Genomic DNA, 14,177 nt, shown 5'->3' on the forward strand with positions numbered 1-14,177 from the left:
CCCGGTTTCTCTGCTTTTTTTGGGGTTTGGAGACCAAACCCCTACGATTGAAACTGCTGTAATAACCAAGTATAAACTTGAGTTTGATTTGTTTGACGAGTGCGCTGAAGTGCTTCCTCTAATAAATAAATATCTAACCCAGGCAAAACTTGAGACCGATCGATTTTTCTACTACCACCATCAGCAACAGTAAAGGCAATAATTTCTGCATTCTGCACATCAACTATCCAATATTCAGCGACATTAAGTGTTTCATAAAGCAAACGTTTTTCCCCTATATCATCAGGAAAAGAAGTATTAGCAACTTCGATAACTAGAGTTGGTGGAGGATAAATATCCAGGTCAATAAAAGAAATTTCCCAAGGAATGACATCTGCATTTTCCCTAATGTAATAGGAAGCATCAGGTTGAGCTGCTCGAAATCCTTTTTTGTGGTAGGTACAGTTATCTATACCATTCAGGGCAATATTTTTAGTGGCAGCAAATAAAACAATTGCACCCATAATAACTGCATGGTCTCTACCATGTTTGTTTCCTAATGGTGACATTTCTATTCTGAGTTTTCCTTTGTGGTAGTAAACTTTGGCTTTTTCGTAACTTGGGTCTTCAATAGTTTGGATGTATTCTGACCAAGTTGCTGTTATCCAAGTGTCTGTGGGTAGTTGTGTTTGGTTTTTGTTCATGGTATTTCAGTTATCAGTTATCGGTTGTCAGAAAATTTCGGTTTTTATATCGAGCGCTCGTTATTTAAAAAATCTATTTTTCTTGACTTTAGACAACTCGTTAAACAAGTTGAAAAAGTCTACTTTGTTGAAAAAGTCTACTTTTTAGTATCGCCAAAACTGGCGTTGGCGGAGCCTAGCGGCAGCTATATCGCTATCTAAGATTTTTGGATAAATATTTTGAGCTAGGTTGTTTTTGATTCCACTATTTTAATTTCCTCTTCTGTTAATTTATAGAGTTGATAAACTAATTGGTCTATTTCTGTTTCTAGTGCTGTTGTATCAGCATTAGGATTGGATTTTTTTGTTGTGAGTATTTTATCAACTATTTCTATAAAAGGAATTTGCTCCTGTAAATCAATTGGGCAAAACGGTAACATTCCTACATGAAATGCTTTTACTTGTGCTAGAGCTTCGCCTTTTTCAGGATTAATTGCAGTATAAAAAAAATCTATTAGCTTAGTATTTAAAATACCTAGTAAGTATTTCAGGTTAAACGTTTCATTTTTTTTAAGAATAATATGAGTATTATCCCGTATAATAAATCCAGATTGAATCAATGTACCAATTATGCGATCGCTAGTCTGTCTAAAAATTAGTTTTTCATCAGCTTTGAAAATTGATTCTTGTCTTGGAGCTGCCAGCCATTTTCCATAACTAATCCAAAAATTATTATTCCATAAAATGACATACTTATTAAAGTAACGACCACCTATTAATGGCTGAAAAGTTGAGTCTAATTTTACCTCACTGGTATAAGGCTTTTGACTCACTATCTTTTTCGTTTGTGGTGGAAAACCTTTACCTACTTCATAAGGTTTGACACCATTTTTTATTTGAAAATAATCTTTGACTAAAAATGAATTTGAGCGAATTTTATCTAAAATGAATAGCTCCTTTTGACTAAGAGAAAAATTGAAGAAGTATTGTTTAGACAAACTTTCATTTGACATAGTAATTGTGCTTTGAATCAAATCTTTACTTCTCTGGTTAGCTTGCAATATATAGCTGGGAATTTTATTTTTCTGTATAAGCATAACGTCACAATCTACTGTTGCTTCATCAAATACTTTTGTTTTAAACTCATCTATACATATCAAACAAAATTCCCCGATTAAGCTCTGCCTAAAATCATAAGCTGAATCAATTAATTTCCAAGTATTGGGAATTATATAAGATAGATAACCATAAGGCTTTAAAATATCTTTCAAACCTAACAAGCAAAATGTAAAGTAACTGTCTTTTAGTAAATTATTCATGCCTAGTGTTTTGTACTTCTTAAGCAAAATAGCCCACTCAAACTTTGAAGGTAATACTCCATAAGGTGGATTACCAATAACCACATCAAACCCTACAAAATCTCCATTGTCATTCAATACTTCGGGAAATTCAAATCGCCATTCCAAAGCATTCTCATAAACCTTACCACTTTCTATTTCTGCAATTTCAACTCTTAATTTATCAATCTGATTATTCAACTTAACAATCTTTTTCTCTCTAGCTTTTTTTTTCAGCCTTTGTTTCCTCAAATAATGACAATTGATTTTTATTCACTAGATCGTCAACTTCATACTCTAAATTTCTCAACTTTTTTTTCTTGGGGTCTGTTCCTTGAAGTGTTGTTCTAAAATTACCTTTAATATCCTGAATCAACTTTTCCATTTCTCGCTTTTGCGGTTTACTGTCAGTACGACGATAAATTTGTACAGCATTCCGATAACTTTCAATATTCCATTTATTTTTCTTTAAAGCTTGTCGTAAATCAGAATCTAAACCATAACGACTAATCAAAGAATTGCCACACTTGATATTAATATCAATATTCGGTAAAGTTTCTAATTCGTAGGAACATTGCATGGAACTTTCGTACTGTTTATAATAAGCATTTTTCAAAAGCTCTATCCATAACCGTAACTGACAAATTTTGACATAATTAGGATTAATATCTACCCCAAACAAACAATTTTCAATAATTGTCTGTTTTTCGTGAAAAATGGCTTCTTGTACTCGTTGACATTCTTGATTATTCGGATAATACTCAAACAATTCTCCATGATCATCAGTAATTACTAACTCATCATTAACTATAGCAACTTGATAATCTCTCAATGTTTTTCCTTTTCTGTCTAATAAAATTTTCAATTCGCTTTTTATAGCAATAATTTCATTGAGAGCAGAAACTAAAAAATGCCCTGAACCTACTGCAGGGTCACAAACTTTTAAACTATTAATAATTTGATTAGCTTCCTTTTTATCTGTAATTTTGTCATAAAGTTGCTCAAGATTTTGACAATTCCAACTTTTAATATCGTTAAACTTCTGTACCACGGCTCTACTAATTGTTTCACGACACATATACATAGTAATAAAACCAGGAGTAAAATAAGAACCATCTTTATAACCATTAATTTTCTCAAAAATCAACCCCAATACAGAACCATTAATTAGAGTTTTATTATCTTCTTGAATTGCTTCCGAACCTTCGCTGCTAAAATCATAAGCATTGAGAAACTCAAATAAATATTGTAGAGAATTAAATTCACCTTGACATTTTTTACCCTGACTATCTTTGAGAACCGTTTCCGAAAAAATAGGCATTTTTTCCTCTGTCAGATTACTAATAAATATAGTTTGCTGTTCCATTTCTGTTGGCTCAAATAAGGAACTATTCAAATAAGGAACCTTAGCAAAAATATCTTTTTCCTGACCCTGGCGATCGCTATATTTTCGAGCCAATACATTAAAGAAGAGATTATTTAATTCCTGATAGCTTGGTACTTTTTCCCAATTCAAAAACGCAAAACAGCGATCGCCTTTATGATAATTAATTAATTGAGCTTCCAGTAACTTAATAAACAGAATTCTGTTAATCCAAGTTATCACTAACTCTAAACTGACATTAAAAAGTTGCTCTTCCGAATTTTCTCCATATTGCTCTGATTTTTCTAGTCTAGAAATTTTATCTAAACTATCAAGCTGAAAAATTGCCTTTTCTATAAGTGAACCTCGGTTTCGTTTATTTTCTGTTTGACGCTGGATAAGTTTTTTATTAGCTTTTTTAATTTCTGTGAGACCAATAATATGAAGTAGTTCGCCGTAAAATTTTTTATCCAGACTATTACTATCATTAGCAAAAGGTAATTTTAATAGATGCTCTGGAGAAAGTAATTTATATAAAACGATTAATTGTTTGTCATCTTGGGTTTCTCTACTTTGTAAATAGGTTTGATATTCTCTAATATCAAACTGAGTAAACGTAATTTCACTTTTAATACTTTCAATAGCTGGTTGAGCAATTTCTCTGTAGAAAAAGTCAGTTTTTTTACCTGTTAATCTTCCTGCCGCAAAGTCATGGAATTGTTGAACTAAACTTTTATCTTGAATAAAGTATTTCTCAAATGATTGAGCATCAAAAATGAACCATTGATAAACATTAGTAGCTACTAGATATTTGATTTCTAGGTTATTTTCTTGGAAACGTTCCCGCAAAAAGTACAATAGCAACTCTTGAAATGCTTTAGCATTCAGGTTATCGACTTTGAGCATTTCTTTTGTATTGGTTGGTTTCTTAATTTATAGTATTAGATTTACATTACTTTTCGGGTCTTTGCCATTATGAATCACTAAGTAATTTTGCCCTTTTGTGTTGATAAAATGATTTTTTTTGTAAAAAGTTTATTGTAAAAATTGGGAAATGATATTTTTATGAAATTCCTCTGATTCTGCTTCGTTAATTTGCTCTAAAAGTAACTTCAGATTGTGTTTAAATTTTTCAATATCTTGCCTACTAGGTTTGACCCTCAAATATGCTTTATTTAATGCTTTTATAGGTGGAATTAAGTTCATTTTTTGAATATAAAATTATATAGAAGTATGAAATGATTTGTGAAAAAAACTGTAGGGGTTTGGTCTCCAAATCCCATTTTTGCTTGGGTTTAGAAACTAAACCCCTACGATAAAATGTTACAACCTATTTAATGAACCACACAAAAAAATGATAACCTTGTAGGGACGTTTAGCTGGCGCACAACTTCGTTAACGCTGCGCGACATGAAACGCATTTTTGCCTGTGCAACGTTCCTACTCTCCCATTTCCTACTCCCTACTCTCCCATTTCCTACTCCCTACTCTCCCATTTCCTACTCCCTACTCCCTACTCCCTATTCCCTACTCCCTACTCCCTAATTATGAAATATTGGCTAATAAAATCAGAACCTAAAACTTACAGTATCTCAGATATGAAACAAGAAAAAACTTGTATCTGGGATGGAGTAAGAAATTATCAAGCACGGAATTTTCTCCGACAAATGAATCAGGGAGATTTAGCATTTTTCTATCATTCTAATACTATACCTCCTGGAATTATTGGATTAGTAAAAATCTTAGAAAGTGGCATTCCTGACCCTACTCAATTCGAGCCAGAAAGTAAATATTACGACCCGAAATCTACTCCTAATGCACCTCGGTGGCAAACTGTTTCTGTAGAATTTGTAGAAGAATTTCCTAAGTTAATATCTTTAGCTGATTTGAAACAACAATTTACTGGAGATGAATTATTAGTTGTGAGGAAAGGAAATAGATTATCTGTAATGCCTGTTGCTGAAAATGTGGCAGAGAAAATTTTAGCTATAAAAGATAATTTTTCGCCAAATTAAAAAAATGTGGAACACTAATAATATCAAGTCTCATTAATTAGCCATAATAAAAATGTTTTCTATGATAAATTTATCCCTGTTCCCTTTTCCCTATTCCCTAAATTTTTTATTGTGGGTATTCAAATAGACATGATATAACTCTCATAGAAAGATACTAACTATTAAACCCGATTAATATCATTTATGACTCAACAGTTATACCCTTTCAAGGAAGTCAGAAGTCAAAGTCGATCGACTTAAAGTAATAGTTATACAGTAATTTAATACCAAATTCATGCATAGGCAGTTACATCTTAAAAATGTGATTTATTACTACAATAAAAAATATAGCAATCCGCGCATAGGTTGCGGGTGATTAAAAAGTAAATAAAAAATTTGAAACTCTTACCTGTTGCCTGTTGCCAGTTAAGTGTTCCCTAAAAAGCAGTAAGATTTTTGCCACGAATATGCGGAGGATTGCTATATATAAATTCCATCAACTCTAAAAATTAAAATTTTTTTCCTCTTTTTTATTATGTTTTTCTTTCCCTGTTCCCAGTTAAGTGTTCCCTGTATCGTAACTGTAGCAATATTTTATGAAATTGGTATCAACTTATTATTTCACATCATCAGTTGCCAATTATTTGTAATCTCTTTAAAGTGAATTAGTATTACTATTAGAAATAAGCGAGTGGCGCAGTAGGGGAGTATGGGAGAACGAAAAATCGGAAGATTTGCTCTTAAAGAAAAAATTTCCTTTTAGCTAATCTTCTTCTTTTTAAGAAGAGGTAATTATTCATTATTAATTGTTGAATCTTTCGGAGGCACCGGGTCATAACCACCTGGATGAAAAGGATGACAACGTAAAATTCGCATAACTGCCATTCTACTACCTTTAAAAATTCCAAATCTTTCGATCGCCTCCATTGCATATTCTGAACAAGTCGGTTGAAAACGACATGATGGAGGTAACATTGGCGAAATTAAAATTTTGTAGCCTTTAATTAATTTAATTAGTAATACTTTCATATCCAAATCAAAAGTAAAAAAATTTTGCTAATTTTCTATAATATCATACTAAATTCAGTTTAGATAGGAATATCTATTAAGAGGATCGGGCAACAGGCAATAGGAGTAGAGGGAATTGACAAAATGTACCTTTTACCGAAAATTAATAATTATTAATTATTAATTAAATAATTCAGCTTTATTAGCCTCCCCCCATAGGGGAAAAAAAGTGCTAGGATATTTCCTTATATTCAATTCCCGAACGGTTTTAACCAGAGGTAATTATCCATTAATTCATTATCCATTATCCATTAATGAACTGATTTGGTATCATCTTTGCTTAAACAAGATATCGCCAGATCAAAACTGTATGAAAAAACGACTTTTTCTTCTCTCTCAAAAGTAAAATTCTCAAAATTAATTGGGTCTAATACCCTGCCTTTTAAGGCGAAATATTTTTGGAGGGTTGCTCACACATCCCCGTTACAAAAACAACTTCTGACTTCCCCTCCTGGGAGGGGGAGGGGCTAGGGGTGGGTTTACTTCTGACTTCTGACTTCATTAAACTGTGATACTCTCTTGTTTTGTCAAACACATAGCAATTCCTTTTTCATAATAAGCCGCCTCATTAATAAAAACTGGCCAGACAGGAGTTTTTTCCTGATAATAAATTGTTTTGCCATCAAAAGTTAAAAACATTGGCTCACCTGGACTTAATTTTTGATAATCTCTCCCTTGTAATTCAGGATGAATCATTGCTGCTATTTCTCCATCTTCAGTTTTAGGATAATCCACAACTTTCAAATGTTTATAAACAACAATATCGCCATTTATATGATGTAGCTTACCTTCATTAAAATGTTCAATAAAATCCAAACTTATCTGAACTAATTTTTCTGTTTTCTGAAATAAATCTGCCTGGATAATTCCTTGAGCTATCGGACCTACTTCAATGCCAAGATTACGTTCACAAATAGAATTTAAAAAAGAATTTTCCACTCCTGGATTAATCCAACTATACACTTTTACATCTGGCTCAACCGAACTTAAATAAGCAGCCATTTTTAAATTAAAAGGATGATTATTTACCAAAACAATTGTTAATCCCATGTTGGCAGTAGTACTATGCAAATCCAAAAGAAAATCAAATTTAGGATTCCCTTTCGGTCCTAGCATTTGATTAATAAATTTTGCTCTACTTTCTTCATAGTTAAGGTTTGTACTATTTTCTAAATCCTCAACTTTAAAACAACGGTTTAAATCCGTATCAATGTATCTTGTAACTAATTCAAATCCTAGAGGATTAGCCAATAATGTTTTAGTCTCAAAATTTGTTCTGCTAATCAAATCTGGAAACTTTTCAAATTTTTTGACAAGATATATACCTGTAAATTCATTCCCATGTGTTCCTCCAACAATTGCTAATTTATTAATTTTTTCCATTCTCCTAAATTCCAATTATTCACCACTACTTAATTCGGGATTTTCTTCAATTAACTCTGGTTCTTCAGAGATGATATTAGGTAGATTTTTATAAAAAGTTTCTAGACTGTGGCGATCGCCTACATAACGCCAATGCCAAGGTTCATAACCAACACCTTTCTCATTATCAACAGGTATCATTTCAAAGCTAAAATAAGCAGCATTATTTTTTAGCCACTGAAAAGCTGCCGTATTTTCAAATGCCACATTTTGGTAAGTTTCAGGTGCATTTTCATCCCCAATATCAACAGCATAACCTGTTATATATTCCCCATAACTGAGAGGTGAAAAAGCTTCGGTAGAATTTGCCTCAATAGTGTTAGTATTACTAACCAAAGTTTCCAATTCAGACTTAGACTGAAATCCTCTCAAAGCTACTAAATTAACCCCATCATTTCTAGCAGCATAAAGCATTTCCTGAAACTTTTTTGCTGCATTTATTTGCAATCGAATATCACTATCAGCAACTATATATGCTAATTCCATTTCTGCTATTTGTGAGTAAGGCCAATCTACAAGGGAATTTTTCTTTGGTTCAATTATAGGAGTTTCTGTGCCAGAAGAATTAGCCACCTTAATACTATCAGTTTCAGTTTGAGATGATGAAGCATTAACTTGGTTGAGATTAGATTGAACTTGTAACCCTAGAGTAACTACTCCCACCAAAACAACTATTCCCATCCAACTCCAAATCCATTTTTTATTGTTAGGTTGAGTTGGGATAATTTCTTCATCCTTTTGGGGGTCTCGCACTGCTTCGGGAATCTCATCTACAAGAGTTTCCTGGACTAATGATAAATTTTCTGACAGACTTTCGTTGTTCAAAGCTTCACTCCTGCTGGTGAATTTCAAAATTGTTTTTTATTCTATAAGTAAATCTTGATAAGTCAACATTCCAGCTATAAAAGAACTATCAGGCCATCCAATGTCCGAATTTACTCGACTTTTGTAGATTTTAGATGATTTTTTTTCTGATGGCCTTTTTGTTGTAGATTTTGACTTATACTAAATTAATAAATGTTTATTACAAATAGTATCAGCAATAAATAGGGAAAAAGGAAAAAGGAAGAAATAAAGACAATAAATCATGTATATAGGTATCTTATAGGATTATAAAAGCTCCTTTTCTGTATAAATTTAGAACCTTTTTTTGTATAGCATTCTTTTTTTTAATTAGTATTATAGCAAGCACGGTCAAATAATATTACCAAATAATTAAAATTTAAAGCCTCTCTTAATAGGAGAAAAAGCCGTAGTTTAGCTAGGACACAACTACGTTTTTCATGTCGCTCCGCGTTAACGCGCGTTGTCCGAAGCAAAACGCCGATAGCCGAAACACCATATCCAATCGACCAAGAGAAGAAAAAAAATTCTTTTTAGTCAATCCTTTTCTTTTTCAGGAAAGGTAATAATTAATAATTAATAATTAATTATTTAACTATAGCAATCAGGAATGATTTTGATAGATATTTAAGAACAATTAAGATCGTTCAAAATCCTTTTATATTCTAACTCCTGACTCCTGAGTTCTTTACCGAATAATTAAGGTAAAAAGCCTCTCCTAATTAGAAGAAACAAGCGGTCGTTTGCGGAGCATGACCTAGGATGGGATGCTGAGGAAACCTAGCCATATCCAATCTCCCCTTGATCAGAAAAAATTTTCACCCTCCGCGTCAATCCAATCCGTTTTAGGGATAGGTAATTATCCATTATCCATTAATGAAGTCGCCCTACCGACGGCTCCCCTATCTGACTCCTAATTACCACTAAAATCTTACAACTGAAATATGATTGCTATACTACTTAAAAGCTAAAATTTATCACCTGTAAGGGTTTCGTAACCAAACCCCTACCCTAACAATATTTTTTCCATAAGGTATTAATTAGAGTCCACATTCTTTAACCCTAGAATATAGCACCCGACGCAAACGTTTAGTAATCATAAACTCTGGAATATTCACAGTAACTTCTGGTTCTCTTAAAGCTACAGGTAAATGACCTTTAGGAGCATCTTCCGAGAAATTTAACTGCTCATATTTTTTCCATTTTCTGGCTTTTCTCCAACCTACTCGATCGCCGAATATTTGGTAACTTTGTGGGTTATACTTTTCCAAGTTATTGCCAGTTTTTAAGTAGATTGATATTTGGATACTCAGACCAAATTTATCTGCAGAATATTCCCGCCAGAGTTGGTCAATATTGCGAATTTCTTCACAAGAAATTTTTTCTTTTATTGCTCTTGTGTTCATGCCTCCTGCTCTAGTCCTTTGAGTTAATTTTAAAATTAAATCGTATGTTTCTTCGTCTGCTTCTTGCCATTTATTCTCTGCTAATAAGTTTTCTAACTGAATGTAAGGGGAGGTATCTCCGTCTTGTGAAGTAATAATTTTAGATTGATATATATCTGATTCTTTTGAGGTAAATATTCCCAAATTATTAGCATTGGCTAATGATGGAAATGCTATTAAAATCATTCCTAAGAAAACAATTAAAATTTTCGTTTTAGAGTTAATCATAAGTTAATATTTCGAGATTATTGCCAATAAGATTCTATAATTTATTAAATATTTTTGACAATAGATTATATCATTTGAGGTTAATTAGTACAAAATATGAATAAGCGTAGATTTATGTTGATGATAAAATGCCTCGCCCCACCTTCTAGTTAAATTATCTTGCTATGCAGCCAATATTTATCCAATTTGTATTACTTATATAGTAATTGTAAGAATTTTACTGCTCCCTAAAAGCCTAAAATATTGTGGTTATTATCTTCATCGAATTACTATAATTACAAAGCGAGACTGGGAAAATATAATTGACGATAATTTAATTCCTACGCAATTTTACTGAATGATTAAGCCTAACTTGAAATTCCTTAGAAATTTTACTTAAACTTAAAGATAACTTGACATTTGTCAGGAATTTTATTGACACTTAAGGAGTAGATTTATTATAAGCAATAAAAATGAATAAATTTGTGTCACTCAGCATTCCTCTAACTGCATCTACTCTAACTATAGGCACTGCACCAGTTTACGCTGCAAATTGCAATTTAGACTTTTCCCAAATGTTTGTTTTTGGGGCTATCAACAGTATTAAAATAATTAGACAAAATTTAACATAAATAGACATTTACTGTGATATACTAGATTTATGTCTAACTTATTAAAATATTAAAAGAGGTGGCCAATAAATTGAAATGCAATCAATCAAGACTAAACTCAAAGTCAATAATAAACAAAAAACCATACTTGCCAAACACGCGGGTGTAGCTAGACACGCTTACAATTGGGGATTAGCAACTTGTATTGCTGAATACAAATCAACCAAGAAACGACTGAGTGCTATCACGTTACATGTATAGTTTGGTAGCTGAAGTAAAAAGTGAAAATCCCTGGTATTATCAAGTATCAAAGTGTGCACCAAGGGCAAGCATTAAGAGATTTAGAAAGGGCATTTAAAAACTTGTTAACTATTCCGAAATATGGATTTCCGAAGTTTAAGAAAAAAGGGAAAAAAGATAGTTTTTATCTACAAGGAAGCATTAAAATTCTGAAAGGAAACTATATAAAACTACCAAGAATAGGAATAGTAAAAACTTATGAAATCTTACCCTCTGTACCAGTAAAAAACCTTACTATATCTAAGCGGGCAGGTGATTGGTACATTAGTTTTAAATATGATGCTCGGCCTAATCAGACTACAAAAGAACGAGATATTATCGGTGTAGATGTAGGAATAAATCTAAGCGCAACTTGTAGTGATGGAACCAAATTTGCTAACAAAAAAGCCTATAAGCAAGCTAAAAAACGACTAACTCATTATCAACGTCGTGTCAACAAAAAAGAGCTTGGGAGCAAAAACAGAGCCAAAGCCATCAAAAAACTAGCAAGGATTCATAAAAAAGTAGCAGATATCAGAGCAGATGCACTACATAAACTGACAACCTGGTTAGCTAAAAACCACAGCACCATAGTGATAGAAGTATGACAATGTAAGTGGAATGCTCAAAAAGCGGTCGGAAAGCGGAGCATTCCGTCAGGATGGGATGGCGAGGTCTCCGTTCCCTCCGGGACGCTACGCGAACTTCGAAGCTTTGCGAAGCGCAAACGCTTGCCTCCAATCGACCAAGAGATCAGAAATTAGCAAGCGCCATAGCAGACTGTGGCTTTTATGAGTTTAAGCGTCAGTTATCATATAAGTGTGAGTGGTATGGAAGCGAGTTAGTGATAGCTCCTAGATTCTATCCAAGTTCTCAAATATGTTCTCAGTGTGGGCACAAACAGAAAATGCCGTTGCACAAGAGAACTTACAAGTGTGAACGCTGTGGTTTGGAGACAGACAGAGATTTTAATGTTGCTGTCAACGAGCGAAAACTATGCGCGTGAGTAGGTGGAGTTCTCACCGATTTGAAGCCTGTGGAGAAGAAGGGACGTTGCATGCAACGTCCGTACGCAGACGGCGGTCAGTGGTTTTCAGTGAAACAGGAAGCTAGCTCCAAAGCTCATGGAATCACTCATGGGTAAGTTTGGGTAAGTTTAGTAGAACGGATGTTAGCTTTCAAGCAGAAAGATAACCAAAAGCAGAAACAGTAAAGTATAATCAGGCGTTGGTGAATAAAGGTATGAAAATAAAAATTGAACAATCTCAAATATTTGTTATTCAATACTTTAGGAATTACCAAAAAATACAAATCATACCCTAATTTACCAAGGCCCTTTTCGGATTATGAATTCTCTCCCCCCTTATATCAAGAAAAAAATACCTACTTCATCAAATATTCATCTATCAGTATAAATTACTATATTAATTTCATCAAATCTTTATATAACCAGTGAAATTCTCCCCAATCTTTACTGAATTTTCATAAAACACTAACAATTCTTATTTATACTTAAAGAGTATATTTATCAAATAATAAAGCTTAAATCAATGAATAAATTTGTGTCACTCAGCATTGCTATAACTGCATCTACTCTAACTATAGGCACTGCACCAGTTTACGCTGCAGATTCCGATTTAGACTTTTCCCAAATGTTTGTTTTTGGGGACAGCCTTTCAGATCCAGGAAATACAAACGGAACTGGGAACGCCGATATTTATTTTGAGGGTAGAGCTTCTAACGGAAATGTTTTTACAGATATTGTAGCATCGCATTTAGAGCTAGATCCTCTAACTTTTTATAAACCTAATCGTGGTGGTGCGCGTTCAGATGGAGCTAATTTTGCTAAAGGTGGAAATAATAGTGGAGATAATGGCTTAGGAAAACAACTTAACTCTTTTCTGGGGTATCTTGAAGGTGAGTCAGCTAACTCTAATGCACTGTATACTCTCTGGATAGGTTCTACTGATTATCTTTCCGGTACAAAAGATTATATTGCAGGTAACTCTCCTGATATTGTAGATACAACTGTTGAGAATGTGATCGATGGTATTCGAGATTTATATAATGTAGGCGCTCGTGACTTCCTGATCCCTAACTTGCTATCATTCACAAACTCAGATTTTCATAAAATCCAAGGTATAGATGAAAAGATATTCAATCAATTAACAGATGATCATAACCAAAAATTGGAGTTAGAGATAGCTGAGTTTGAGGAAGAGTTTTCTGAAGTGACTATCACATTATTAGATGTTAACTCTACTTTCGATAATATACTTGAAAATCCCGGTGAGTTCGGTTTTACTAATGTAACAGACAGTTGGTTAGAATGCGACAACAAATTTCGGTGTGATGTTAATCTTGCAGATCCAGCAGCTCCAGATGGAAACTTATCAGATGAAAACTTATCAGATGGATACTTATACTGGGATTACATTCATCCTACAACAAAATTTTATCAGTTAATAGCAAATGAAGCTATATCTGCTCTGAACTCTGAATATAATCAAGCTGTTCCTGAAAATAATCAAGCTGTTCCTGAATATAGTCAAGATGTTCCTGAACCTACTTCTATATTGAGTTTGTTGGGATTAGGTTTAAGTTTCCTAGGGACGTCAGCTTTCAAACAGAAAGATAAACAAAAGCAGAAACAGAAAGTATAGCACTACGCGCAAGTCATGCATCGAGTGCGTAATTCTGAGGTCTCCTACCGGGCGCCTACTGTGCGGAAGTAATTCCGCACACAGCCCCTCCAGAATGTAATACCAAATTGATAAATGTTTGCTACAAATAGTTAGGGTATTTCGTAAGAATTCAGAATTCAGAATTCAGGAGTCAGAATGAATAGATTTAATACCATTTTTGATGTTGTCAATTATCCTTTTCGTCAAATAGACTTTCTTATGAAGTCTTTTTCTGGTGCTTATTATTCGTAACATTCTTTTT

Annotated in this window: 10 protein-coding genes and 2 pseudogenes; 4 read left to right on the plus strand and 8 right to left on the minus strand. The window is 33.2% G+C overall.

Going from position 1 to position 14,177, the window contains the following annotated elements; genetic code table 11:
• Positions 1-41: 41 nt before the first annotated feature.
• The 4 genes and pseudogenes from F6K22_RS00040 to F6K22_RS43360 all read right to left on the minus strand — a co-directional run.
• Positions 42-683, minus strand: coding sequence for a Uma2 family endonuclease (locus F6K22_RS00040; protein ID WP_293092030.1), 642 nt, complete (start codon positions 681-683; stop codon positions 42-44).
• A gap of 224 nt (positions 684-907) precedes the next feature.
• On the minus strand, positions 908-2,200 hold the full coding sequence (locus F6K22_RS00045; RefSeq protein ID WP_293092032.1) for a TaqI-like C-terminal specificity domain-containing protein: 1,293 nt from the start codon (positions 2,198-2,200) through the stop codon (positions 908-910).
• A 19-nt stretch (positions 2,201-2,219) separates the two neighbouring features.
• A complete protein-coding gene (locus F6K22_RS43355) occupies positions 2,220-3,083 on the minus strand; it encodes a DNA methyltransferase (protein ID WP_483244103.1) in 864 nt (287 codons plus the stop codon).
• Between the two features lie 93 nt (positions 3,084-3,176).
• Positions 3,177-4,568 (minus strand): annotated as a pseudogene (locus tag F6K22_RS43360) (DUF7149 domain-containing protein); the annotation flags it as partial.
• Positions 4,569-4,909: 341 nt separating this feature from the next.
• Here F6K22_RS43360 and F6K22_RS00060 point away from each other — a divergent pair.
• Positions 4,910-5,377, plus strand: a complete 468-nt coding sequence (locus F6K22_RS00060; protein ID WP_293092038.1) for an EVE domain-containing protein — start codon at positions 4,910-4,912, stop codon at positions 5,375-5,377.
• Between the two features lie 771 nt (positions 5,378-6,148).
• On the opposite strand, the gene yidD is transcribed toward F6K22_RS00060, so the two are convergent.
• From yidD to F6K22_RS00080, 4 genes are all read right to left on the minus strand, one after another.
• Positions 6,149-6,385: a membrane protein insertion efficiency factor YidD gene (yidD, locus tag F6K22_RS00065; RefSeq protein WP_293092040.1), complete on the minus strand. Its 237-nt coding sequence runs from the start codon at positions 6,383-6,385 to the stop codon at positions 6,149-6,151.
• Positions 6,386-6,925: 540 nt separating this feature from the next.
• Positions 6,926-7,807, minus strand: coding sequence for an aspartoacylase (locus tag F6K22_RS00070; RefSeq protein ID WP_293092042.1), 882 nt, complete (start codon positions 7,805-7,807; stop codon positions 6,926-6,928).
• Positions 7,808-7,822: 15 nt separating this feature from the next.
• Positions 7,823-8,671, minus strand: a complete 849-nt coding sequence (locus tag F6K22_RS00075) for a M15 family metallopeptidase (protein WP_293092044.1) — start codon at positions 8,669-8,671, stop codon at positions 7,823-7,825.
• A gap of 1,058 nt (positions 8,672-9,729) precedes the next feature.
• On the minus strand, positions 9,730-10,362 hold the full coding sequence (locus F6K22_RS00080; RefSeq protein WP_293092046.1) for a GUN4 domain-containing protein: 633 nt from the start codon (positions 10,360-10,362) through the stop codon (positions 9,730-9,732).
• A gap of 686 nt (positions 10,363-11,048) precedes the next feature.
• Here F6K22_RS00080 and F6K22_RS00085 point away from each other — a divergent pair.
• From F6K22_RS00085 to F6K22_RS00100, 3 genes and pseudogenes are all read left to right on the plus strand, one after another.
• Complete coding sequence (locus F6K22_RS00085; protein ID WP_293092048.1) at positions 11,049-11,213, plus strand: helix-turn-helix domain-containing protein; 165 nt, start codon at positions 11,049-11,051, stop codon at positions 11,211-11,213.
• A 53-nt stretch (positions 11,214-11,266) separates the two neighbouring features.
• Positions 11,267-12,216: pseudogene (locus F6K22_RS43365) on the plus strand (zinc ribbon domain-containing protein); the annotation flags it as partial.
• Between the two features lie 565 nt (positions 12,217-12,781).
• Positions 12,782-13,894 carry an SGNH/GDSL hydrolase family protein gene (locus F6K22_RS00100; RefSeq protein WP_293092052.1) on the plus strand — a complete coding sequence of 371 codons (1,113 nt, stop codon included), beginning with the start codon at positions 12,782-12,784 and terminating at the stop codon, positions 13,892-13,894.
• Positions 13,895-14,177: the final 283 nt, after the last annotated feature.

The sequence above is a fragment of the Okeania sp. SIO2F4 genome (assembly GCF_010672385.1).
Taxonomy (GTDB): domain Bacteria; phylum Cyanobacteriota; class Cyanobacteriia; order Cyanobacteriales; family Microcoleaceae; genus Trichodesmium.

Excerpts from the sequence above, each read along its gene's own strand:
- F6K22_RS43355 (WP_483244103.1), bottom strand. The coding sequence starts at position 3,083 with ATGTATATGTGTCGTGAAACAATTAGTAGAGCCGTGGTACAGAAGTTT.
- F6K22_RS00040 (WP_293092030.1), bottom strand. The coding sequence starts at position 683 with ATGAACAAAAACCAAACACAACTACCCACAGACACTTGGATAACAGCA.
- F6K22_RS00100 (WP_293092052.1), top strand. The coding sequence starts at position 12,782 with ATGAATAAATTTGTGTCACTCAGCATTGCTATAACTGCATCTACTCTA.
- F6K22_RS00085 (WP_293092048.1), top strand. The coding sequence starts at position 11,049 with ATGCAATCAATCAAGACTAAACTCAAAGTCAATAATAAACAAAAAACC.
- F6K22_RS00080 (WP_293092046.1), bottom strand. The coding sequence starts at position 10,362 with ATGATTAACTCTAAAACGAAAATTTTAATTGTTTTCTTAGGAATGATT.
- F6K22_RS00060 (WP_293092038.1), top strand. The coding sequence starts at position 4,910 with ATGAAATATTGGCTAATAAAATCAGAACCTAAAACTTACAGTATCTCA.
- yidD (WP_293092040.1), bottom strand. The coding sequence starts at position 6,385 with ATGAAAGTATTACTAATTAAATTAATTAAAGGCTACAAAATTTTAATT.
- F6K22_RS00070 (WP_293092042.1), bottom strand. The coding sequence starts at position 7,807 with ATGGAAAAAATTAATAAATTAGCAATTGTTGGAGGAACACATGGGAAT.